A 22440-nucleotide genomic window follows, 5' to 3' on the forward strand; every position below is an offset into this window, starting at 1 on the left:
CGGCGACCTCTTGAAAACGCAAAGGGGCAGGAAACTCACCCGCCTTGATCGGCAGGCCTGGGCGCCCCACTATCGCCTGATGCAAAGCGAACCGCAACCCGCGCCCTATCGTCCCGATCCGCGTATCGAGGCGATCTCCGGCTGGATAGCCGATCCGGTGCCCGCCGCCGCCTTCCCACGGCACGAGCTTCGCTGGCGCAACGATCGCTGGGCCGCCGCAGTGGGCCTCGCCGATCTCGATGACGCGCGATGGACGGGGCATTTCGGCCGGTTCGAGCCGCTGGCGGGCAATCTGCCGCAACCTCTGGCACTGCGGTATCACGGCCATCAGTTCCACCAGTACAACCCTGACCTAGGCGACGGGCGAGGCTTTCTCTTCGCCCAGATGCGCGACGGGCAGGGTCGCCTGCTCGACCTTGGCACCAAGGGTTCGGGGCAGACGCCGTGGAGCCGGGGGGGAGACGGCCGCCTGACGCTGAAAGGTGCCGTGCGCGAGATCCTCGCCACTGAAATGCTGGAGGCGCTCGGCGTCTATACCAGCAAGACTTTCTCGGTGATCGAGACGGGCGAGGACCTGTGGCGCGGCGATGAGCCCTCGCCCACGCGTTCCGCCGTGCTGGTGCGCCTGTCCCATGGCCACATCCGCATCGGCAGCTTCCAGCGCCTGGCCGCGCTGGAGGAGAAGGAGCACATGGCGGCTCTTGTGGACTACTGCCTCGATGCATTCCCCGGCTCGCTTCCGCCCGAGGACGCGCCCGCGCGCGACGAGCCTGCGGTGATCCTGATGCACCAGGTGGTGGAGCGGCTGGCAGACCTTGCGGCTTCGTGGATGGTGGCCGGGTTCGTCCACGGCGTGCTCAACACGGACAACATGAATGTTTCGGGCGAAAGCTTCGATTACGGGCCATGGCGCTGGCTGCCGAAATGGGATCCGCGCTTCACCGCAGCATACTTCGATCATGCGGGCCTCTATGCCTTCGGCCGGCAGCCCGAGGCGCTGCTGTGGAACTGCGGCCAGCTGGCAGTGGCGCTCAGGGCTCTGGCCGAGACCGCGCCGCTCGTGGCCGCGCTCGACCGGTTCGGCCTGCTCTACCATGAGGCGATGTGCCGCCGCTTCGCCTGGCGCCTTGGCGTGGTCCCGCAAGGGACGGAAGCGGACACGGCCCTGGTTCAGGCGGCGGAAGGCGCCATGACGGCAAGCGGCGTGGCTCCCGACCGGTTCTTCTTCGACCATCGCGCAGGCCGCGCCGCAGGCGACGACGAGTTCGGCCAGCTCCTGCGCCGCTACGAGCCTGCCGCCGCCATCGACGATCCGTTCTGGAGCGAGGATGCGCCGCCCGACATTCTGATCGAGGAGGTCGAGCGTATCTGGGCCGCCATAGACCGGCATGACGACTGGAGCGAAATGCACGCGAAGGTGGACGCCATCCGCCGGCTGGGCGCGCTGCTCGGCCCGGCTCCCCGCCCGCTCGGGCAGGCTCCGGCGCAATCCTAGTCGGCCCTGGGCAGCCCCTGTATGTCTACGTGCGCAAGTGTCGTGAAATTTCGATCACTTGTCGTTACCGGATCATCTGCCGCAATGGACGGTTCAGTCACCAGCCCTGCCGATGAGCGCACGGGGCTGGCACCGGTCGGGGGTCCGAGAGGAACGTGAGCAAGGCGGAAGTGATTTCCTGGGAGCCGGCGACCGGCGCGGAAGTGTGGCGTGGGCCGGTGGCCGACGTGGACGAGACCGTGACGCGCGCGTGCCGCGCCTGGCCAGCCTGGGCCGCCCAGCCGCTTTCCACCCGGATCGAACTGCTGCGCCGCTTCGCCAACGAGGTGCGCAAGGACGCCGAGAAGCTTGCCACGACGATCGCGCGCGAAGTGGGCAAGCCCTTGTGGGAGGCCCGCGCCGAAGTGGACGCGGTGATCGCCAAGGTGGAAGTCTCGGTCCGCTCCTATGCCGAGCGGACGGCGCAGCGTAAGCTCGATTCCGCGCTGCAAGGCACGATGGCGGTGCGGCACAAGCCCCACGGCGTGCTTCTGGTGCTGGGCCCGTTCAACTACCCGGCTCACCTGCCGAACGCCCATATCGTACCGGCCCTGCTGGCCGGCAACACCGTGATCTTCAAGCCGAGCGAGCGAGCGCCAGCCTCCGGAGAACTGCTGGCGCGGTGCTTCCACCGGGCAGGCATCTCGGCGGCGGTGCTGCAGTTCGCGTGCGGAGGACCGGCCGAAGGAGCCGCCTTCGTCGCCCACGAAGGCGTGGACGGCGTGCTGTTCACCGGCTCCGCCAGCAACGGCATCGCCATCAACCGGCGCCTCGCCGCCCGGCCCGACAAGATGGTGGCGCTGGAGATGGGCGGGAACAATGCGATGGTGGTCTGGAACACCCCGAAGCTGACCGACGCGGCCGCGCTCGTCGTGCAGTCGGCCTTTGCCACGGCCGGCCAGCGCTGCACCGCGGCGCGTCGCCTGATAGTGCGCGATACGCTTTACGATGCCCTCCTTGCCGAAGTGAAGGCTCTGGCAGACCGCGTCATCGTCGGCGGACCGTTCGACGAACCCGTGCCCTTCATGGGACCGGTCATTGATGGAGCCGCCGCCGACGGGCTGACGGAAAGCTTCCTCTACCTGCTCAGCCACGGCGGACGGGCGATCAAGCACCTCGTGCGCATGGACGATGCCCTGCCCTTCCTCAGCCCGGCGATCATCGACGTGACGGGAATGCAGGAGCGCCCCGACGTGGAGCTGTTCGGCCCCATCCTGCAAGTGATCCGCGTCTCCGATTTCGACGAGGCGATCGCCGAGGCCAACGCCACCCGCTATGGCCTGGCCGCAGCACTCGTGGGCGGCACGCCGCAGGAATACAATCGCTTCTGGGCGAATGTGCGGGCAGGGATCGTCAACTGGAACCGGGCGACCGTGGGGCCCAGCCACTCCGCTCCGATGGGCGGCGTGGGCCTTTCGGGCAACCACCGGCCCACCGGCTTCTATGCTGCGGACTATTGCGCCTATCCGGTCGCCTCGGGGGAGATGGAACAGCCCCGCGCGGTCATCGGCGTAGGGCTCAGGCAATAACGCTTCCGCGCGGGCGGGACTGCAAACTGCAGCGCTACTTCCCGCTGGTGACGAGATCGACCTCGGTCAGGCCGTCCTCCAGCTTGCGGGCATAGACCACGTATGCCCGCCCGTCCTTGCGACCGCCCAGTACGTGGTCCTTGCCATCGAGCCGGTACTCGGCGCTGTACCCGGCGCCCGATGCCTTGGTGTAGTAGAAGCTGACGACATCGCCGATCGCTACCGGCGTCACGAAGTTGACGACGCGCAGCGCGCAGCCGTCCGCATCCACCCCGGCGGCTTCCTGCACGGCGCCGCGCGGATAGACCGGCAGCTGCGAGGGAAGCTTCGCCGCCCAGGTGTTGGAATACTGGACCTTGGCCGAACAGTCGGCCCGCGCCGCCTTCGAGGCTGCAGCCACCTGCGCGGCCGTCGCCGCACCCTCTGCAAGCGCGCTGGCGCTCCCCGGCTGCGCGCGGGGCGCGGGCTTCAGGCTGCCGCCTGCCAGTTGCGCGGCCTGCTTCCTCGCCGCAGCGATCGCTTCGGGCGTACGATCCTGCGGCGGGACCGTGATCCGGGCCGAGCCCGCCTTGACCGCCGCGCCCTGCCCGCCCGCCATCTCCGGGTCCACCATGATCTGGTCGCCGAGCGCGCCGTTCAGCGCCGCATCGCTTGCCGACGGTTCGGGCTGGCGGTCCTTCGCATCGCAGCCCGCAAGCAGCAGCGTTCCTGCGATACCAAGCATGGCGAAGCGGGCATGGGTCATCATCGGGCGCGTCCTTCATCGAGCCCGGGTGGGCCTTCTCCTCAGTTGTCGTAGGAAAAGGCGATAAGGCGGCCAAGTGCCAGAGGCCGGATCGCTCCGTCCCATTTCGGGAAGGAGAGGAAGGTCGGTTTTCCGCAGCGAAGGACACATGAAAGAGGGCGCCCGCAGGTGCAGACGCCCTCCCGTCCGGCCGCGTTAACGGCCGGACGACTTCCCCGCCCGTCGCCGTTCGCGCGGGGAAATCCTTATGTCGTTCCAGCGATCAGCGGCAGTTCGAGCCGCCGCGTTCCACTTCGCGGCCGAGCAGAGCGCCGGCGGCCGCGCCGAGCAGAGTGCCGGTCGCCCGGTCGCCGCGGCTGTCGATCGCCCGTCCGGCAAGCGCCCCTGCAACGCCGCCGACCAGCAGACCGGTGGTCCCGTTCGACTTGCGGCAGTAGTAACGGCCGTCGTTGCCGCGCCACGAGCGGGCGTTGCGATAGTCGCGGCGATCGTAGCGATCGTTCCGGTTGCCATATCCGCGCCGGTAATCCTCGCGCGAATAGCGCTGGCGGCCGTACTCGGAAACCTGTTCGCCAGGAGCAGTGAAGCCGGTCGGCGCGTGAGTGGCGATCGCTGCCGTCGCGGGCATCGCAGTGGCGAGGCTGGCAGCGGCGGCGGCGATGGCGGAAGCCTTGAAGAATGCGTTCATGTCGTTCTCTCCTTGCGGTGAGGCGAACCGGCCATCCGAGTCGATCCGCTTTCTGCATTCATCTTTAGGACCACTTACCTGAACGATCCGCAATGCGGTCGTCAGGAATGCATTATGCGATGAACCGAGCTCCCACCGGGGATGGAGCGAGATGTTGCTCCCTCGCTTGCCTCCTTCTAAGCCGTGCCCGAGCCGCAAATCCTCCGTTTAGCCTGCAAGGACCGTTCATGAAGGAAACAAGCGCCCGGCCCGGCGCGATGGCATCCGGCCTGCCGCAGGCATTCGGCGCCTATGCCGTCTGGAGTCTGTTCCCGCTCTATTTCGCATTGCTGCGGGAAGTTCCGCCGTTCGAGGTGGTGGTTTGGCGGCTGATGTTCACTCTGCCGTTCTGCCTTGCGGTGGTTCTCCTCACCCGTCAGGCGCCGGCGCTGCGAACCGCACTGACGACCTCGCGCGTACTGGGCGCATTGGCGGTCAGCGGACTGCTGATCGGCACCAACTGGCTGATCTACGTGATCGCCGTCATGGAAGGCCACGTGCTGGCGGCCAGCCTTGGCTACTATATCAATCCGCTGGTCAACGTGCTGGCCGGCACGATCTTCCTTCACGAAAAGCTGACGCGGCGCCAGTGGATCGCCGTGGCTCTGGCCGCGATCGGCGTGGCGCTGCTGGCGCAGGGCGCGCTCGACACCTTGTGGATCAGCCTGGTCATGGCGCTGAGCTTCGCGGGCTATGGACTGGTCCGCAAGCTGGTGCCGGTGGATGCGCTGCCCGGCCTCACCGTGGAGACGATCGTCCTGCTGCTGCCCGGCCTGGCGCTGCTCGCCTTTCAGGCCGCCGGCCCGCAGGGGCTGGCGATGGGCGCGTCCCTGCGGCTGGACCTGCTGCTGGCATGCGCGGGGCCACTGACCGCGATCCCCCTCATGCTCTTCGCCAGCGCCGCAAGGCGGCTGGACTTCTCGGTCCTGGGCTTCATCCAGTTCGTGACGCCAACGGGCCTGTTCCTGTTCAGCGTCTTCGTCTTCGAGGAAGAGCTGCGACCGATCCAGCTGGTCTGCTTCCTGTTCATCTGGACCGCCATCGGCGTGTTCTGCTGGGATATCCTTTCCCGCCGCAAGCGCCGGTCCCTCTCGCCCCGGAGCTGATCCGGGACGAAAGGGAAGCCTTTTAGAGAGCGCCTGCGAAACGCAGCGGCTCGCCCACGGCCTGATTGCCGAGTTGGCCTTCCCACATCGCCGCATGGCCGCGCACGATCGTGCCCACGACGCGGCCTTCCAGCTCCATCCCGGTGAACGGCGACCATCCGCAGCGGCTTTCCACCCAGTCCTCGGTCACGGTGAAGCGGCCCTTGCGGTCGATAATGGTAAAGTCGGCGTCGTAGCCTGCGGCGATGCGGCCCTTGCCGACAAGGCCGAAGACGCGCTGCACGCCTGCGGACGTCATGTCGATCAGCCGCTCCAGCGAGAGGCGGCCCTTGGCGACGTGATCGAGCATCAGCGGGAGCAGCGTCTGCACGCCCGGCATGCCCGAGGGGCTGGCGGGATATGGCTTGGCCTTTTCCTCGCGCGTGTGGGGCGCGTGATCCGAGCCGAGCACGTCGGGCACGCCCTGGCGCAGCCAGTGCCACAGTCCGTCGCGATGGGTGGCCGAACGGATGGGCGGGTTCATCTGCGCGAACGTGCCGATCGCGGGATAGGCTTCCTCCGCCGCAAGGGTGAGGTGCTGGGGCGTCACCTCGCACGTGGCGATATCGCGGTGCGCGGAGATCAGCTCCAGTTCGGCAGGCGTGGTGACGTGGAGGATGTGGATCGGGCGCCGCGCCTCGCGTGCGAGGCGCAGGATGCGCTTCGTCGCCAGCATCGCACTCTCGTCGTCGCGCCAGACCGGGTGGCTGGAGGGATCGCCTTCGATCCGCAGGTCCTTGCGCGCGTTCATCCGCTCCTCGTCCTCGGCATGGATGGCGACGCGGCGGCGGCCATGGGCAAGGACGCGGGCAAGCTGCTCATCCTCGGCCACCAGAAGGCTCCCGGTCGAGGCGCCCATGAAGATCTTGACGCCCGCCGTGCCGGGGATGCGCTCCAGCTCCGCCAGTTCGACCGCGTTGTCCGCAGTCGCGCCGACATAGAAGGCATGGTCGCAGTGCATCCGGTGGTGCGCGCGCACCAGCTTGTCGTTCACGCGCTCGAACGTGTCGGTGTTGGGGTTGGTGTTCGGCATCTCGAACACGGCGGTGATGCCTCCCATCACCGCGGCGCGGCTGCCGGTCTCGAGGTCTTCCTTGTGCTCGAGCCCAGGCTCGCGGAAGTGGACCTGGCTGTCGATGACGCCGGGCAGCACGTCGAGGCCGGTGCAGTCGATCCGGCGCGCGGCATCGGGATAGGAGCCTATGCCAAGGATCCGCCCGTCGCGCACGGCGACGTCGGCGACGACAGGGCCACTGGGCGTGTGGACGGTGCCACCGCCAAGAACGAGTTCGGGTGCGGTTGCGCTCATCGCCGGCCTTCCTGCTTTTATAGGGACGCAGCCGACCTAGGCCGCCGGACCCGCGCTTTCAAGGCAGCTTGTCGCCGCGCACCGCCTGCCCGGCGCGATCAGCCCCGCCCACGGCGCAGCAGCGCCTGCACGAACGCGTCGAGATCGTCGACGTCGACGTCCAGCACCTCGTTCCAGTCCTCCAGCACGGCCACGATGTCCTCGCGGGTATAAGCCGGCGCAAGGGCGACGTGGGGAACGCGGGGCGGGCGATGCGGCCAGGGATGGCCGGTCAGGTTGTTGTAGAGCCAGCCGGTCGCGCAGAGCAGCAGGACGTTGACCGCGATCGGCGCCATCCAGCTCCAGTCCCAGGGCGCGGGGCCCGATGCTCCCAGCGCGCAGAGCAAGGCGCATGCGCCGCCCGGCGGATGGAGGCAGCGCGCGAGCGACATGACCGCGATCGCCGCGCCCACGGCAACGCTGCCCGCCATCCACGGATCGCCGATCAGGTGGCCTGCGGCAATGCCGATCATGGCGGAAAGCAGGTCTCCTCCGATGACGGGCCAGGGCTGCGCCAGCGGGCTCGCCGGGACGCAGAACACCAGAACGGCCGAAGCGCCCAGCGGCGCGACAAGGAAAGGCAGCGCCTGCATCGAGCCGCCCGCCGGTACGCGCAGCATGAGCCATGTGATGCCGCCCGCAAGCGCGATGCCCAGCCCTGCGCCGATCGCGCCGCGCGCCCAGCCGAGATGCCCCATGGCGCGCGCGCGCCAGTCTGCCGTTGCCGATTGTGCCGTCATGGCGCGCCCTATGGCGCAGCTTGGCCGCGATGACGAGACGGGCGCGCCTTTCGGCAAGGCAAGCGCGGCTATCAGAACTTGATCTTGGCTCCCACCATGATCCGCTGCGCGGTCTGGCCGTTGGGCATCGTCGCCGAATCGAGATGCGCATCCAGAGTGACGGCATCGTTGAGCTGGATTTCGGCGCGCGGCGGCCCATCGGCCACGACGTAGGTATCGGGCAGGGGACGCACGCGTTCTTTTTCGGGATCGGGCGCGCAGACCACGATTTCACCGGGACGCCCCTGCGGGCAGCGCGGCTTCACGGCCCGGAAGTCCCCTCCCTGCGCCGGTGCCATCTGTTCAAGATCGAAGGCCGATGCCTCGAACGCGGGCGGAGCGGGCGGCAGGTCGGTGATCGGCATCGCACCCTCGCGGCAAGGAACCGGGGTTGCAGATGGCCATGCAAAAGCGGCCATTTCGTGACCGCTCGCGACGCGAAAAAGGTCCGGTTCCACGTGGAACCGGACCTGCAATCGTCCGCGTACCGGCGATCAGGCGAACTTGCCTGCCTTCGCGATCTCGGAAAGCGGCTTGCGCGTGCTGGGCACTTCGCGCTCCTGCAGGAAGTCGGGCAGCGTCGCCTTGTCGCCCTGCCGGCCGATGGTGAACGCGGCCTCCAGGCGATGATCCTCGGGAATGCCCAGCGCGGCTTCCGCCTCGCCGAACTTCAGGCCGGTCATGCCATGGGTGTGATAGCCCAGGGCCTGCGCCTGCAGCGCCGCCAGCGCCCATGCCGCGCCTGCATCGAAGCTGTGGCTGTGATTGTCCGAATTGCCCTTCTCCGAGCGCATGTACTTGTCGGAGACGACGAAGACGAGCGCCGAGGCATCCTTCGCCCAGCCCTTGTTGAAGTCGATCAGCTGGTCGAGGAACAGGTCCCAGTTGGCATCGCCCTTCTTCGCATAGAGGAAGGTCCAGGGCTGCACGTTGTAAGCGGAAGGGGCCCAGCCTGCAGCCTCGAGGATCGCGTCGAGGTCGTCCTGCGGGATCTCGCTACCGTCGAAGGCGCGCGGGCTCCAGCGATCGACGATCAGCTTCTCGATCTTGGGGTGGGCAATACGTCCGGTCATCGAAGAGTTCCTTGTCTGCTCAGGTTGGGAGAGGATGGAACGCGGGCGGGCAACCGGAGAGGTCCCCGCCCGCGAGATCTTAGGCCGCGTCCACGAGAACCAGTTCGGCATCCTCGAGCGCGGTCACGGTAATGGTGTCGAGCCCGGTGATGGCCACGCCGTCGCGGGCATTCGCCTCCACTTCGCCGATCCGGATGCGCCCGGTCGCAGGCACCAGGTAGGCGTGGCGGCCAGCTTCGGTCGGATAGGTCACCGTCTCGCACGCCTTGACCGTCGCGCCGAGCACGCGGGCATCGGCATTGATCGGCAAGGCATCCGCGTCGCCGGCGATGCCGCTTGCCAGAGTGACGAAACGGCCCGAGCGGTCGCCCTTGGGGAAGGGGCGCGCGCCCCAGGCAGGCTCCTCGCCGCGGCGGTCCGGCATGATCCAGATCTGGAAGAGCGTGGTGTCCTCGTCTTCCAGGTTGTACTCGGAATGCTGGATGCCGGTGCCCGCGCTCATCACCTGCACATCGCCCGCCTCGGTGCGGCCGGTGTTGCCAAGGCTGTCGCGGTGCGTGATTGCGCCTTTGCGGACATAAGTGACGATCTCCATGTCGCGATGCGGGTGCGGCGGGAAGCCGGTCTTCGCGGCGATTGTGTCGTCGTTCCACACCCGCAGGCGGCCCCAGTTGGTGCGGGCGGGATCGTGGTAGTCGGCGAAGGAGAAATGGTGATGCGCATCGAGCCAGCCGTGGTTGGCGGCGCCGAGGCTGTTGAACGGGCGGAGTTCGATCATGGCTGTTTTCCTCGCAGGGTGCGGCCGGAAACGACCGGTGTTGAAGCCCATCTACACCTTGCAAGGCAACCGTATAATTGCGATAAAATCGGCGGTGTCGTTCGGAAAAGCTGAATGGTCGATCTTGTCCCGCCCAGTCTGGATCACTTGCGCAGCTTCCTCGCCGTGGTCGAGGAAGGCAGCTTCAATGGCGCTGCGCGAAAGCTCGGCCGCGCGATCTCGGTGGTCAGCTACGCCATCTCGCAGCTCGAGTTACAGCTGGACGTGCGCCTGTTCGACCGTGAGGGATCGCGCAAGCCGAGCCTGACGGAGGCGGGCCGCGCCCTGCTTTCCGAGGCTCACGCGATCTCGGACGATGTCGATGCGCTTCTCGCCAAGGTGCGCAGCCTGCGCCAGGGGCTGGAGGCGGAGTTGGCGCTCGCGGTCGACGTGATGGTGCCCGGCCATGTGCTCGCCCGCCTGCTCCGCGACTTTCAGGTGCGCTTTCCCACCGTCTCCCTGCGCCTCCACGTCGAAGCGCTGGGGGCGGTCGCGGCGCTGGCGCTGGAAGGGCGCGCGACACTCGCCGTCGCCGGGCCGGACATACTGGACCTCCCCGATATAGAGCGCGAGCAGATCGGTTCGGTGGAGCTGGTCGCCGTCGCCGCGCCGGACCACCCCCTTGCCTGCATGGACCGTATTGCTCCGGGCGAAGCGCGCAAGCATCTGCAGCTGGTGCTTACCGACCGCTCGCCCCTGACCGACGGACGGGATTTCTCGGTTTTCAGCCCGCGGTCGTGGCGGCTGGCGGATCTCGGCGCCAAGCATGCGCTGCTGCGCGAAGGCATCGGCTGGGGCTCGATGCCCCGTCATGTCGTCAGGATCGACCTCGACACCGGCGCCCTCGTCGAGCTGCGGCTGCCCGAACGGCCCGTCATCGACTATGCGCTTGTCGCGCTCTGGCGCAAGGACACTCCGCCGGGCCCGGCAGCGCTATGGGTGCTGGACGAGTTCCGCGCCCGTCTGGCGAAGTGTCCCGCAGGCTCTTGAGCATCCCTGCTGTTCGCCCCACTTAGGCACCATGACCGCAACCCGCCTGTTCGACCGCGCCCTGATCCGGCTTTCTCCACGCCCCGATTCGGGAGAGAACGTCGTCGATTTCCTCCAGGGCCTCGTCACCGCCGATGTCGCCGGGCCGCTGCCGGTCTGGGCCGGACTGCTGACGCCGCAGGGCAAGGCCCTGTTCGACTTCATCGTCTGGCCCGGCGGCGAGGGTCTGCTGATCGATTGCGAGGCGGACGTGGCGGACGCATTGATTAAGCGGCTGGCGATGTACCGGCTTCGCAAGGCGATCGACATCGCCCGCGAGGAGCGCCTCGCCGTTCACTGGCGGCCGCATGTCGGCGACGGCGCGGCGTCGGACCCGCGCCTCCCGGCCTTGGGCGAGCGTTGGATCGCCGCCATCGACGAAACCGGTGCGCAGGATGCCCTGCACGGCGCGGACGCGGCCTGGCGCGCGCACCGGCTCGCGCAAGGCGTTGCGGAAGGCCGTGCCGAACTGGGCGAGGGCGAGACGCTCTGGCTGGAGTGCAACGCTGCCGAGCTCAACGGCGTCAGCTTCACCAAGGGCTGCTACGTGGGCCAGGAAAATACCGCGCGAATGAACTGGCGCTCCAAGGTCAACCGTCGCCTCGTGGTGGTTCCGCTCGAACGCTCCGACGAAAAGCGCCGCCGCGCTGCCTACCCTAATCTCGGCCTTGCCGTCGATCACCTGCGGCTGGAAGACATCACCCCGGAGGTGCGGCCTCGCTGGCTGGCGCTCGAGGCCTGAGGATCAGGCGGCCGCTGGCTGGATCGCCGCCGGCGCGACAGTCGCGGGCGTGATCGTGGTTTGGCGCGGCGCGGCGCGGCGCTGTAGTTCGGCGACATAGATGCGGGCTGCATGCTCCATGGCACGGGCGGCGCTGTAGCGCGAGCGGACCTGCCCCGTGTCGCGGAAGCCTGCGCTTTCCAGGACCTGGTGGGTTCCTGGCGTGTCGGCGAAATCGCTGGCGATCAGCCTGGGATAGCCCAGCACTCGGGCCTGCGCGACCACCGCCCGCAGCGCTTCTCCCGCAAGCCCCCGGCCCCGATGACGCGCTCCGATCCAGTATCCGACCTCGACATCGCCTTCATAACGGCCAAGGCCGACGCCGCCGACCAGCTGGGGGCCGTCGGCACCGCGCAGGTACATGAAGAAGTGCGGCAGGCGGGGATTTCGCGGGCGATCGAGATAGGCGCGAAGCTCCTGCGCGGTGCGCGGCAGCGGCGTCACCCCGACATTGCGCTGGATGTCCTCCTCCGAGAGCACCTCGACGAGATCGTCCAGGTCTTCCGGCCAGGCGGGCCTTAGAAACAGTCTCTCCGTGCGGACGAACATTCCATGGTTCTCCGTCGTATTTGTACGGGGATCATGCACGCAAGCTTGGCACAATGCACGAAGTTTGCTGCATGGCGATCGCAGCCTGCGGTAAGGTCCTGACATGCCGCAATTAACGAAGGGTAACGGCTGCCCTGAGTACTTCCCCTGGGCAGCCGCAGCGTCCTGCATTTGTGCGAGTCGCGCCTTGCTTACGCCGCGCAGCGGGCCATCGAATCGTCACCGCCCCAGTCTTCGGGCGAATCGCCCGTCGAGCCGAACAGGACCTCGTACTCGCGAGAGGGGCTGGCGAAGCCGCGCCCCTTGCTGAAGCGTTCCACGACGCGGCCCGTACGACGGAAGCCCACCTTCTCGAGCACCCGGCCCGAAGCGGCATTGTCGATGTAGTGGCTGGCCACGATGCGGCGATGACCGAGCGCGTGGGCAAGCCCCAGCACCGCGCGCGCCGCTTCGCTCGCATATCCGCGGCCCCATTCCCCCGGAACGATCCAGTAGCCCAGGTTCGTCTCGCCATCGAGCGCGGAGAGCCCGCAGCCGCCGACGATGCGCGCACCCTGAGCACCGGGCACGGTGATGAGGAACCGGGGCAGCAGCCGATCCTGCGGAAGTTCGATGAAACGGCGCGCGTCCTCGGCGGTATAGGGCCAGGGAACGTTCGCCAGATTGCGGACGATCGCCTCGTCGGAGATCAGGGACAGGAGATCGGCGCAGTCCTCGGACCAGCCGGGACGCAGGAACAGCCTTTCGCTGCGAATGAACATCTTCGTATCTCTCCATCCGCCCCGCGCGCCCGCTAGCGGCCGCGCGTGACAGTGCAATTACGCAAGTGCCTGAACGAGGCTCCAAGATGGAGCGTCGACACCGGTGGCGGAGGGAGAAACGAAAAAAGGGAGACGGGCGGGTGCCCTCTCCCTCTGTTCTGCCACACCCTTCAAGGAGTGTGGCGGGGCCATCCCGTCAGGACGGCCCAGGCAGGAACCATCCGATTATTCGGCGGCTTCCGCGAGCTGCGCGTCAACCGACACGTACTTGCGGCCCTGTTTGCCGTCGTGGAAGCGTACGCGACCTTCGGCCAGCGCGAACAGGGTGTGATCCTTGCCCATGCCGACGTTCACGCCCGGGTACACCCGGGTGCCGCGCTGGCGGATGATGATGTTGCCGCCGATCACTTCCTGACCGCCGAACTTCTTCACGCCGAGACGGCGGCCCGCGGAGTCGCGACCGTTGCGCGACGAACCGCCTGCTTTCTTATGTGCCATTGCTGGTTACTCCGAAATCTTGGGGTCAGCCGACGGACACGATGCGCAGCAGGGTCATCTGCTGGCGGTGGCCGTTCTTGCGACGATAGTTGTGGCGGCGGCGCTTCTTGAACACCACGACCTTCTCGCTCTTGGCCTGCGCGATGATCTCGGCAGCGACGGTCACGTTGGCGACGTCGGCGAGCTCGCCATCCTTGCCGGCGAGGAGGATGTCGCCCAGGTTGATCTTGTCACCGGCTTCACCAGCCAGCTTCTCGACCGCGATCTTGTCTCCGGCGGCAACCCGGTACTGCTTGCCGCCCGTGCGCACAACTGCGAACATGGTGCCCTTACCTAATATCAATATGCTCGAAACGAGCCGAAACAAACCTGCCCCGGCCGCTCTAGGTCCTGAGGACCGTGAGCCATTCGGGCGACGCGCCGACCGCCCCGCTTGCCGCGGGGTGCCGGAAAGAGAGGGTGCCGTTAGTGGATCGACCGATTCGTGTCAACAGATGGGTTGCTTGCCGGATAACTCGGCGAAAGGCCCTCCCACTCCCCTGCGGCCATGCTATGGCAGCACGATGACCCGTGCGAAAGCCCGTATCCTCGGCCTGCTGCTTCCCTTCGGCATGGCGGCCTGCTCCACCTCCGGCACTTATCCTTCGCTCGCCGTGCGCGACGTCGAGCGGCAGAGCGCCTCGGGCGTCCCCGCAGGCGGAGAAGCGGCCCAGCCTCTTCCACCTTTGCCGCCGGCCAGCGCCGATCTGGTCAGCCGCCTTGCAGGCCTGGTCAAGGTCGCGCAGGCCGCGGATCGCCAGTTCCAGGCCAATCGCACCGAGGCCCAACGCGCCGTCTCGGCAGCGGGCGGGGTTGGCAGCGATTCGTGGAGCGCGGCGAGCGTCGCGCTCGCAAGGCTGGAATCAAGCCGTTCGAGCGGCATGGGAGCACTGGCCGACCTCGACGTGCTGTATGCGCAGGCACGCGAGACCGCTCCGCTCCGGGAGTCGCCGAGCGTCAGCGCCATTGCCGAGGCGCGCGCTCAGGTGGCCGCCCTCATCGACGCGCAGGACGGCGTGATCGCCAGCCTGTCCTCCCGCCTCAAGACCTGATTCGGCGCGAAAAGCCCCACCCCCTTGCGAGGGTGAGGCTCTCCGAACGTCATCGAAGCCGCGCCTGAAGCCCCCCGACCCAGGCGGCGCTTGTCAGGTGAAGGCCACTATGACCGCGACCGCCAGGGCCCAGCCCAGGATCAGCACGGGAAGCATGAGCACCTGGACGGCCGCTTCGGTGGCCGTGAGCCTTCCGCTCAGAGTATCGATACCCTCGCTCGCGAACTGCCCCCAGCTCAGCGGCGCGGTATCATTGTCGGGCTTCATTCTCGTCCAGTAGCCGGCAAGGCCGAAGGCGATCAGGACGAAACCTGCGAAGATCACCATCGGGATGGCGAGTTCGGGGTTCATGAACACCGAAGCCATGACGCCGATGAAAGCGAGGTAGAGGCCGACCGTCGCCAGGTAGAGGCCGGTCGGCAAGCCGAAGTTGCGGTCTACTTTGGTACGCGCCGGCGCGCTCGTCACTATGGCGAGGGCGGCAAGTTCCTGCAGGGTATGACGCTGGGACATGTGCTGATCTCCTTGGGTGACCAGCTATTGCGCTTCTGTTCGCGCCATTTCCTTGATTGCGGTCAAACCTTGCGGACAATCATGCCCAGCGGGAAAGGTCCTCGAAATCCTGCGCGCGCGGCTCGATCCAGCGCCATTCGCCGCCGGCCTTCTCGCGCTTCCAGAACCACGATTCGCTCTTCAGGTGGTCCATCGCGAAGTCCGCGGCGGCGAAGGCATCCCGGCGGTGACGCGCCGCGGCGGCGACAAAGACGATGGGCTCACCCGGGACCATCACCCCGCTGCGATGGACGACGAGCAGTCCGTCGAGCACCCACCGCCCGCGCACGCCTTCGGCAAGCTCGCGCATCGCCGGCAGCGTCAGCGGAGCATAGTGCCGCAGCTCCAGCGCTTCGACACCGCCGCCCTCGCGCACCTGACCCAGGAAGCTGACGATCCCGCCCGCCTGCGGATGCGCGGCAGTGAAGGCGGCAAGCTCTTCCGCCGGGTCGAACCGATCCGTCAGGAGACGAACGTCCGACATGTCAGCCGCCCGACACAGGGGGAAGGAAGGCGAGTTCGTCGCCGTCGCCCAGCACCAGGGCTTGCTTTTCCGCCACGAGCGCGCCGTTGATAGCGACCCGGACGCGGTCGCCGCAGATGGCTTCGCCGAGGAGCGGATCGAACTCGGCCGACAGCCGCTCGACCAGCGCCTGCCAGTTCAGGGGAGCCGCAAGCGCAAGTGCCGCATCACCGCTTCCGGCCAGCTCCTCGAGCCGCCCCAGGAACACCAGCCTTGCCGCCATTCCTCAGCCCCCGGTCATCGACATGTGGCGCGCCAGCGCAGGCACGGCGCCGCGCGCGTCGATCGCGAAGTTGTGGCGCGCGGGCTTGATCTTCATGGCGACGTCCAGCGCCTCGTCCAGGGCGCCTCTAGGATCGGCGCTGCGCAGCGCGGCGCGCAGGTCCACCTGTTCGTTGCCGCCGAGGCAGGCGTAGAGCTGGCCGGTCGCGGTCACGCGAATGCGGTTGCAGCCATCGCAGAAGTTGTTGGTCAGCGGCGTGATAAGGCCCAGCCGGCCACCCGTTTCCGCCACATCCCAGTAGCGCGCCGGACCGCCGGTGCGGTGGCCGCTCGGCGTCAGCGTCCAGCGCCGGGCAAGGTCCTCCTGAACGGCGACGAGCGGGAGGTAGTGATCGATCCGGTCCTCCTCCACGTCGCCAAGCGGCATGACCTCGATCAGGGTCGCTTCGAAGCTCTGGCCGTGGGCCCAGGCGACAAGGTCGGCGATCTCGTGCTCGTTCACGCCCTTGAGCGCGACGGTGTTGAGCTTGACACGCAGCCCTGCCGCCTTGGCCGCCGCGAGCCCTTCCAGCACCTGGGGAAGCGAATCGCGCCGTGTCAGCCGCGCGAACGACTCGCGGTCGAGCGTATCCAGCGATACGTTGATCCGCCGCACGCCCGCCGCGCGAAGCGGCTCGGCGAACTCCGCCAGCCGCGTGCCGTTGGTGGTGAGGGTCAGTTCCTCGAGATGGCCGCGGCCGTCATCCGCGCCGATCCGGCGGCCGAGCGCCTGCACCAGCTCGATCATGTCGCGGCGGACCAGCGGCTCCCCTCCGGTCAGGCGGATCCGGGTGATGCCCCGCGCCATAAAGCCGAGCGCGAGATCGTGCATTTCGTCGAGCGTCAGCACGTCCTTGCGCGGCAGGAACGTCATGCGTTCGGGCATGCAGTAGGCGCACCGCAAGTCGCAGCGATCGGTGACCGACAGGCGCAGGTAGGTGATCCGGCGCTGGAACTGATCAACAAGAGGCGCTGGTGATGACATCAGGTGGGATATAGCACTCCGCCCGCCCCAGTTCCATCCAGCGGCAGCAATTGCCCGGTCACGCCTCCGGCACCGTCGAGCCAACGTGCGCACGCGGCCGTCGACGCCTCGTCGTCGCTCTCCACGGCATTGATCCGCGAGGGCGCGAAACGGCGGGCAAGGCCCTGCACCGCCGCCAGTCGCCAGGCGCGGTGATCGGGCCCTGCAGGCAGGAACACCAGCGTCAGGGGATCGGCGCCCGCCAGCATCGTGGCTTCGAGCGAAGGCAGCAGGCGGGCGTGGAAATCGGCCGCAGCCTCGAGCGCGTCGTCCGACAGCGGCCCGAGGTGCAGCAGTTCCATCAGCGGCGCTCGCGGGTGAGCGTCATGCCGATCTTCTCGTTGGCTTCGGTCAGCGCCAGCTTGACGATCTTGACCGTCACCGCCTCAACCCTCTCGTCCTGAAGGAACAGGGTTTCGCACACGTGGTCGGCCACCGCCTCGATCAGCTTGAAGTGGACACCGGCGGGAAGCGCCTCGGAAGCGGCGAACTTCAGGTCCATGTAGTTCTTGCTGGCGGTCAGCGGGGTGTCGGGTGCGTAGCGTTCGGCAGGGCGCAGGCGCACCGAGATGGTGAAGCGCAGCGGCTGCGGCTTGCCGGTTTCCTCCGAATAGATGCCCGTGAGGACGTCCTGCTCGAAGTCGGCAATTTCAAGGATCAGCGAATCGGCCATGTGCGGCCCCTTAGCCGGGATTGGACCAGCGCGCGAATATCGCGGTGGGGAGAAGTCGCCCCTCGCCATCCTTGCCCGCGTCCTCGCGCACGGCGAGGTCGCCATGCTCGATCGTACCCGGCAGGTCGGCGAAAAGCTCGTCCATCAGCCCCGCGAGCGCCAGGGACGACATGCGAACGGCGTAGACGGTGAGGAACAGGAACCGGCTGTCCGCATCGAGCAGCCGGCGGCAGTCGGCCAGCAGGGCAGGCAGGTTTTCCTCCAGCCGCCAGGTCTCGCCACCGGGCCCGCGCCCGAACTTGGGCGGATCGAGGATGATGCCGTCGTAGCGCTTTTCCCGGCGCACCTCGCGCGCCGCGAACTTGGCCGCATCGTCGATCATCCAGCGCACCGGGCGATCCTGCAGCCCTGCCAGCGCCGCATTCTCACGCGCCTGGGCGACCGACTTCTTCGAGGCGTCCACATGCGTCACGGGACCATGGGCGGAAAGCGCCAGCGTGCCCACCCCGGTGTAGCCGAACAGGTTCATCGTGCTGGCATCGGTCCTGCCCGCCAGCATCGTGCGCATCCAGTCCCATACCGGCGCCATGTCCGGGAAGAAGCCCAGGTGGCGGAAAGGCGTGCACTGAGCGGTGAAGGCCACCTCGTTCCACGCGAGGTCCCAGCCGTCGCGCGGCACCGCCTTGTCGAACTGCCACCTGCCTCCGCCGTCCTCGTCGGAGCCGGGCACGAACTCGCCATGCGCGTCCCACTCGCCCTCGCTCACGCGCGGGCTCCACATCGCCTGCGGTTCGGGACGCACGAAGCGGTATGCGCCGTAGCGCTCCAGCTTGCGGCCATGCCCCGAATCGACGAGGCCGTAGTCCGCCCAGCCCTCTCCCGCGAGGATCAGCGGCTGCGTGGAAAGCGTCGCCATCAGGCTTTCGGCACGGCGTGAATGGCGACGAACTCGGTGACGGCCTCGAACGTGCCGGGAAGCGTGGTGCACTTCTCCTCGCGCTCGAACAGATCGCCCACGCGGGTTGGAAGGGAGGGACGATGCCCGGTCGCCCGTTCGACCGCCTCGGGGAACTTGGCGGGATGCGCGGTCGCCAGCGTGACGACGGGCACGTCCTGCGGCAGGCCGGCCGCGCGCGCCGCGAAGAGGCCGCAGGCGGTGTGCGGGTCGATCATCTCGCCGCAGCTTTCCCATGCCCAGCGGATGGTCGAGGCCATCTCGTCCGCGTCGGCGCGGGCCGAGGTGAACAGGGCCGCTGCGCCCTCGCGCTGCGCATTGGTGAGCTGCATCGCCCGGGTCGCCTCGAAGCCCGCCATCTGCTCGGCCAGCGCCTTGCCGTCGCGGCCGCCAAGGTCGAACAGCAGGCGCTCGAAGTTCGAAGAAACCTGGATGTCCATCGAAGGGGCGGCGGTGGGCGTCACGGTCCCTTGCGAGTAGTCGCCCTGCGCGAGAGCGCGGTGCAGGATGTCGTTGACGTTGGTGGCGACGATCAGCTTTTCGATCGGCAGGCCCATCTGCGCCGCCACGTATCCGGCGAACACGTCGCCGAAATTGCCCGTCGGCACTGAGAACGCCACCTTGCGGTGCGGCGCGCCAAGCTGGAGCGCGGCTGCGAAGTAATAGACCACCTGCGCCATCAGGCGAGCCCAGTTGATCGAGTTCACCGCGCCGATGGCGAAGCGGTCGGTCATGTGGGAATCGTTGAACACGCGCTTCACGATTGCCTGTGCATCGTCGAAGTTGGCGTGCTCGAGCGCGATGTTGTGGACGTTGGGCGCCAGCACCGTCGTCATCTGGCGACGCTGTACGTCGGACACGCGGCCCTTGGGATGGAGCATGAAGATGTCCACCTTCGCCCGGCCGGCCACTGCGTCGATCGCGGCGGAGCCGGTATCGCCCGAAGTCGCGCCCACGATGGTGAGGTTACGGTCGGATCGGCCGAGGAACTCCTCGAACAGCAGCCCCAGCAGCTGCAGCGCGACGTCCTTGAACGCCAGGGTCGGGCCATGGAAAAGCTCCAGCAGCCACTGCTGCCCGTCCAGCTGTTTCAGCGGCGTCACCGCGTCGTGCGCGAAGCGGCCATAGGCCTGCCGGGTCAGTTCGAGCAGGCGCTCCTCGCTCAGGCTTCCCTTGACGAACGGCGCCATGACCCTTGCCGCCAGCTCGGCATAAGGGAGGCCCGCCATCGCCGCGATCTCGTCCGCAGAGAAGCGCGGCCACTCGCGCGGGACATAGAGCCCGCCGTCCGATGCGAGCCCGGCGAGCGTCGCGCCTTCGAAGTCGAGCGCCGGTGCGCTGCCGCGGGTGCTGATGTAGTCCATGGGAAAGCGCGGTTAGCGAGGGCGGGAGGAAATGAAAAGCCTGTCGTGCGGCCCTTGCAAGAAAGATTGGAAGCGGGAAGGTGCTCAAACGAAGGCGGCGAACGTCCGCCCCGCGCGCGCGGCCGCACGCAAGCGCGAACGCGCCTCATCGCCTGCGGCATTTGCATGGTTCGAAGTCCGGCGGCGCGACGTGGAACCCGCCGGGCTCGATGCAGGCGGCCTCAGCTCCCGATCGCCTCGCGCAGGGCAGGCATCGTGGCTTCCAGAAGTTTCAGGCTCTTCCAGCCTTCTTCGGGCGAGAGGCCGCCCAGCAAGGGCTGGAAGCCGATGCTGCCGCCTTCCGCAGCGCTTACCCTCTCCAGCAGCATTTGTGGCGTCCACGCGGCGAACATGCCTGCGTGGCGAAGGACGGCCGGATCGGTCAGGCCCTTGAACGGAGAGTTCGTTTCCTCGCCTTCGGCCTGCGCCCACTTGGCATATTCGGTGATGACGTGGACGGCGTGCGGCGCGATCGCCTCCCAGCCCCGGTCCGGGTCCTCGCAGAGGTGGACGGCGAGCGGCATTCCCGGGCGCGGGCGGAAGTAGGTGCGGGGGCGATGGCCAAGGCGCTCGCACTCCGCAAGGTAGAGGTCCACGAGTTCGCCCTTCATGGGTCCGAACCCCACGCCGAACCGGGCCGCCCGTCTCGCCGCGGCAGGAACGCCGCCGCCGACGAGGACAATGTCTTCGGGCTCCTGCACGGGCAAGGGACGCACGAAGATGGGACGGCCATCCGCCTCGAACCGCTCGCCCCTCAACGCCCGAAGGACGATGTCGAGCCCGTCGTCCATCAGCTTCGCGCGATCCTTGAGGGACTTGCGGAACATCGCGAATTCATAGGGCACATAGCCCGCCCCGAAGATCACCCCCAGGCGCCCGTTCGACATGTTGTCGACCACCGCTATCTGCTCGGCGAGCTCGAGCGGATCGTGGAGCGGCAGGATCACCGCGCCGAGAAGGAAGCGGATGCGGCTCGTCACTGCCGCCATGCCCCCCGCCAGCGCGAAAGGCTGGGGCAGGTAGCCGTCGTCCGACCCGTGATGCTGCATGAGGCCGATCTGGTCGGCGCCGATCCGGTCGGCGAAGGCGGCCATCTCGATCGCGGCGCGGTAGAGCTCGGGCGTGGGCGTTGCCCACTCCGGCGAGCGCATGTCGAACGAAACGGTTATCTTGAAGTCCTTCACAGTCAGGCTCCCAAAGCTTTGTAGGACGGGTCCGCGCGGTCGCGGCGAGCCCACCGGTGGCAGTGCATCGGCTCATCCCCTTTCGGCCATGGACGGTGGACGCGGCCGCGATCCCGCGTCTGCGAGGCGAGGCGAGGCGAGGCGAGGCGAGGCGAGGCGAGGCGAGGCGAGGCGAGGCGAGGCGAGGCGAGGCGAGGCGAGGCGAGGCGAGGCGAGGCGAGGCGAGGAAGACCGACATCGTGCCTTCCGCTGCACTGGTGTCTGCCAGGCGGATTCAGTAAATCCGGAAGCATGACAAACTTCAAGGTCGACAGGCCGACGAGGCATGTCTTCACGCAGGGACGATATCAGTCATTTCCCGAGTCTCGGTCAGGCCGGTGGAGCGCATGCATGTCTGCCTTCGGCCGCGCGCGGAACCGGTCGCCCGGCTCAAGCCTCGGGCGCGACGCGCACCAGCAGCTTGCCGACGTGGTCGTGGCCCGAAAACACGCTTGAAAAGGCCTCAGGGGCGGCTTCGATGCCTTCCACGAAGGCCTCGGCGAAGCGGATCCGGCCCGCTCTCATCCACCCGGCGATGTCCTCCAGCCCCTTCTGCCCGCCCAGCATGCCCGCGAACCCCTTTATCTCGAGGCCCTTGTTCATGATCTGGCGATAGAAACCGGGCAGGCGATCGGGGCCGGGGCCTTCCATCCCGACGCCGTAATAGGCGATGAAGCCGCACATCGGCATGCGTGCGCCGCGTTTGAGATGCGGCAGCACCGCCATGGTCACGTCGCCCCCCACGTTGTCGAGGTAGACGTCCGCGCCTTGCGGCAGCGCTGCAGCCAGCTGTGCGGCGAAGTCGGGCGCCTTGTAGTTCGCCGCGGCATCGAAGCCGAGGTCGAGCAGCGCCGCGCACTTCGCCGCCCCGCCGGCGATGCCGACCGCGCGACCGCCGAGCACCTTGACGATCTGCCCCGCGATCGAGCCCACCGCCCCGCCGGCGGCGGAGATCACCACCGTGTCGCCCGCCGTGACGCGGCCGACCCTGACGATCCCCTCGTAGGCGGTCTGCCCCGGCCCGCCGAGGGCACCGAGCGCGGTGGAGACCGGCGCCCGCGCGGGATCGAGCTTGCGCGGCGGGCCGCGATAGTCGCTCTTGTCGGGCGCGAGCACGCAGTACTCCTGCCAGCCCGAGCGGGCCTCGACGACGTCGCCGGGTGCGTAGTCCGGGTGGTTGGAGGCGACGACTTCGCCCACCGCTGGCCCCACCATGACGCTGCCCGGTTCCACCCGGCTCGCGCCGGTCAGCGTCGTCTCGTCCACCGAGAAGCGCAGCAGCGGGTCGAGGGCGAGGTAGAGCGTGCGAAGCAGTATCTCGCCGCGTCCCGGCTGCGGCACCGGCACCTCCTCCACGCGGAAGTCCGAGGCCCTTGGGTTGCCGCGCGCGTAGGCGGCCAGGGCGACCTGCTTCATCGCA

At 68.0% G+C, this 22440-nt stretch carries 27 protein-coding genes; 6 read left to right on the top strand and 21 right to left on the bottom strand.

Translation table 11 applies throughout. The annotated features are described in order from the left end of the window. The first annotated feature begins 79 nt into the window (after positions 1-79). Positions 80-1495, top strand: a complete 1416-nt coding sequence (locus GR702_RS00970; protein WP_160984432.1) for a protein adenylyltransferase SelO family protein — start codon at positions 80-82, stop codon at positions 1493-1495. Between the two features lie 155 nt (positions 1496-1650). Continuing rightward, positions 1651-3063: a succinylglutamate-semialdehyde dehydrogenase gene (locus GR702_RS00975; RefSeq protein WP_160984079.1), complete on the top strand. Its 1413-nt coding sequence runs from the start codon at positions 1651-1653 to the stop codon at positions 3061-3063. Positions 3064-3097: 34 nt separating this feature from the next. On the opposite strand, the gene GR702_RS00980 is transcribed toward GR702_RS00975, so the two are convergent. Beyond that, the gene (locus tag GR702_RS00980) at positions 3098-3811 is read right to left on the bottom strand and encodes a hypothetical protein (protein WP_160984080.1); all 714 of its coding nucleotides are present in this window, start codon (positions 3809-3811) and stop codon (positions 3098-3100) included. A 259-nt stretch (positions 3812-4070) separates the two neighbouring features. After that, a complete protein-coding gene (locus GR702_RS00985) occupies positions 4071-4496 on the bottom strand; it encodes a glycine zipper 2TM domain-containing protein (RefSeq protein WP_160984081.1) in 426 nt (141 codons plus the stop codon). 227 nt (positions 4497-4723) lie between these two features. Between GR702_RS00985 and rarD the strand changes: the two genes are divergently transcribed. Next, on the top strand, positions 4724-5641 hold the full coding sequence (gene rarD, locus GR702_RS00990; protein WP_160984082.1) for an EamA family transporter RarD: 918 nt from the start codon (positions 4724-4726) through the stop codon (positions 5639-5641). A 22-nt stretch (positions 5642-5663) separates the two neighbouring features. Here rarD and GR702_RS00995 read toward each other — a convergent pair whose 3' ends face one another. The 5 genes from GR702_RS00995 to GR702_RS01015 form a co-directional block, all read right to left on the bottom strand. Next, entirely contained in the window at positions 5664-6989 is a 1326-nt protein-coding gene (locus GR702_RS00995; protein WP_160984083.1) for a dihydroorotase, read from the bottom strand. A 98-nt stretch (positions 6990-7087) separates the two neighbouring features. Then, positions 7088-7768: an HPP family protein gene (locus GR702_RS01000; protein WP_160984084.1), complete on the bottom strand. Its 681-nt coding sequence runs from the start codon at positions 7766-7768 to the stop codon at positions 7088-7090. 71 nt (positions 7769-7839) lie between these two features. After that, entirely contained in the window at positions 7840-8172 is a 333-nt protein-coding gene (locus tag GR702_RS01005) for a hypothetical protein (protein WP_160984085.1), read from the bottom strand. Positions 8173-8301: 129 nt separating this feature from the next. After that, the gene (locus GR702_RS01010) at positions 8302-8880 is read right to left on the bottom strand and encodes a nitroreductase family protein (RefSeq protein WP_160984086.1); all 579 of its coding nucleotides are present in this window, start codon (positions 8878-8880) and stop codon (positions 8302-8304) included. A gap of 79 nt (positions 8881-8959) precedes the next feature. Beyond that, positions 8960-9658 (bottom strand): pirin family protein, encoded by a 699-nt coding sequence (locus GR702_RS01015; RefSeq protein ID WP_160984087.1) that lies wholly within the window; start codon positions 9656-9658, stop codon positions 8960-8962. A gap of 114 nt (positions 9659-9772) precedes the next feature. Between GR702_RS01015 and GR702_RS01020 the strand changes: the two genes are divergently transcribed. Beyond that, positions 9773-10687, top strand: a complete 915-nt coding sequence (locus GR702_RS01020) for a LysR family transcriptional regulator (RefSeq protein WP_160984088.1) — start codon at positions 9773-9775, stop codon at positions 10685-10687. A gap of 31 nt (positions 10688-10718) precedes the next feature. Further along, positions 10719-11468 carry a CAF17-like 4Fe-4S cluster assembly/insertion protein YgfZ gene (gene ygfZ, locus GR702_RS01025; protein ID WP_160984089.1) on the top strand — a complete coding sequence of 250 codons (750 nt, stop codon included), beginning with the start codon at positions 10719-10721 and terminating at the stop codon, positions 11466-11468. A gap of 3 nt (positions 11469-11471) precedes the next feature. On the opposite strand, the gene GR702_RS01030 is transcribed toward ygfZ, so the two are convergent. The 4 genes from GR702_RS01030 to rplU all read right to left on the bottom strand — a co-directional run bounded on the left by GR702_RS01030 (position 11472) and on the right by rplU (position 13637). Then, positions 11472-12056, bottom strand: coding sequence for a GNAT family N-acetyltransferase (locus tag GR702_RS01030; RefSeq protein ID WP_160984090.1), 585 nt, complete (start codon positions 12054-12056; stop codon positions 11472-11474). Positions 12057-12247: 191 nt separating this feature from the next. Continuing rightward, positions 12248-12817 (bottom strand): GNAT family N-acetyltransferase, encoded by a 570-nt coding sequence (locus GR702_RS01035; RefSeq protein ID WP_160984091.1) that lies wholly within the window; start codon positions 12815-12817, stop codon positions 12248-12250. A gap of 225 nt (positions 12818-13042) precedes the next feature. Further along, entirely contained in the window at positions 13043-13315 is a 273-nt protein-coding gene (rpmA, locus tag GR702_RS01040; protein ID WP_160984092.1) for a 50S ribosomal protein L27, read from the bottom strand. Positions 13316-13340: 25 nt separating this feature from the next. Continuing rightward, the gene (rplU, locus tag GR702_RS01045; RefSeq protein WP_160984093.1) at positions 13341-13637 is read right to left on the bottom strand and encodes a 50S ribosomal protein L21; all 297 of its coding nucleotides are present in this window, start codon (positions 13635-13637) and stop codon (positions 13341-13343) included. Between the two features lie 241 nt (positions 13638-13878). On the opposite strand from rplU, the gene GR702_RS01050 reads away from it, so the two are divergent. Further along, positions 13879-14406, top strand: coding sequence for a hypothetical protein (locus tag GR702_RS01050; protein WP_160984094.1), 528 nt, complete (start codon positions 13879-13881; stop codon positions 14404-14406). A gap of 93 nt (positions 14407-14499) precedes the next feature. Here the strand turns inward: GR702_RS01050 and GR702_RS01055 are convergent, their stop codons facing one another. The 10 genes from GR702_RS01055 to GR702_RS01100 form a co-directional block, all read right to left on the bottom strand. Further along, positions 14500-14919, bottom strand: a complete 420-nt coding sequence (locus GR702_RS01055) for a hypothetical protein (RefSeq protein WP_160984095.1) — start codon at positions 14917-14919, stop codon at positions 14500-14502. 79 nt (positions 14920-14998) lie between these two features. Further along, positions 14999-15442 carry a molybdenum cofactor biosynthesis protein MoaE gene (locus GR702_RS01060; RefSeq protein WP_160984096.1) on the bottom strand — a complete coding sequence of 148 codons (444 nt, stop codon included), beginning with the start codon at positions 15440-15442 and terminating at the stop codon, positions 14999-15001. A 1-nt stretch (position 15443) separates the two neighbouring features. Next, entirely contained in the window at positions 15444-15704 is a 261-nt protein-coding gene (locus GR702_RS01065) for a MoaD/ThiS family protein (RefSeq protein ID WP_160984097.1), read from the bottom strand. Between the two features lie 3 nt (positions 15705-15707). Continuing rightward, a complete protein-coding gene (gene moaA, locus GR702_RS01070) occupies positions 15708-16727 on the bottom strand; it encodes a GTP 3',8-cyclase MoaA (RefSeq protein WP_160984098.1) in 1020 nt (339 codons plus the stop codon). Continuing rightward, positions 16727-17068, bottom strand: coding sequence for a Rossmann fold domain-containing protein (locus GR702_RS01075; RefSeq protein ID WP_237449486.1), 342 nt, complete (start codon positions 17066-17068; stop codon positions 16727-16729). Before GR702_RS01075 ends, moaA begins: the two co-directional genes overlap by 1 nt. Continuing rightward, on the bottom strand, positions 17068-17439 hold the full coding sequence (locus tag GR702_RS01080; RefSeq protein ID WP_160984099.1) for a dihydroneopterin aldolase: 372 nt from the start codon (positions 17437-17439) through the stop codon (positions 17068-17070). Before GR702_RS01080 ends, GR702_RS01075 begins: the two co-directional genes overlap by 1 nt. A gap of 10 nt (positions 17440-17449) precedes the next feature. Next, positions 17450-18355 (bottom strand): class I SAM-dependent methyltransferase, encoded by a 906-nt coding sequence (locus GR702_RS01085; protein ID WP_160984100.1) that lies wholly within the window; start codon positions 18353-18355, stop codon positions 17450-17452. After that, entirely contained in the window at positions 18355-19758 is a 1404-nt protein-coding gene (thrC, locus tag GR702_RS01090; protein WP_160984101.1) for a threonine synthase, read from the bottom strand. Before thrC ends, GR702_RS01085 begins: the two co-directional genes overlap by 1 nt. Positions 19759-19979: 221 nt before the next feature. Further along, positions 19980-20981 carry an LLM class flavin-dependent oxidoreductase gene (locus GR702_RS01095; protein ID WP_160984102.1) on the bottom strand — a complete coding sequence of 334 codons (1002 nt, stop codon included), beginning with the start codon at positions 20979-20981 and terminating at the stop codon, positions 19980-19982. A gap of 429 nt (positions 20982-21410) precedes the next feature. Further along, on the bottom strand, positions 21411-22436 hold the full coding sequence (locus GR702_RS01100; RefSeq protein WP_160984103.1) for an NADP-dependent oxidoreductase: 1026 nt from the start codon (positions 22434-22436) through the stop codon (positions 21411-21413). Positions 22437-22440: the final 4 nt, after the last annotated feature.

Source organism: Novosphingobium silvae, assembly GCF_009856825.1.
Taxonomy (GTDB): Bacteria; Pseudomonadota; Alphaproteobacteria; order Sphingomonadales; family Sphingomonadaceae; genus Novosphingobium; species Novosphingobium silvae.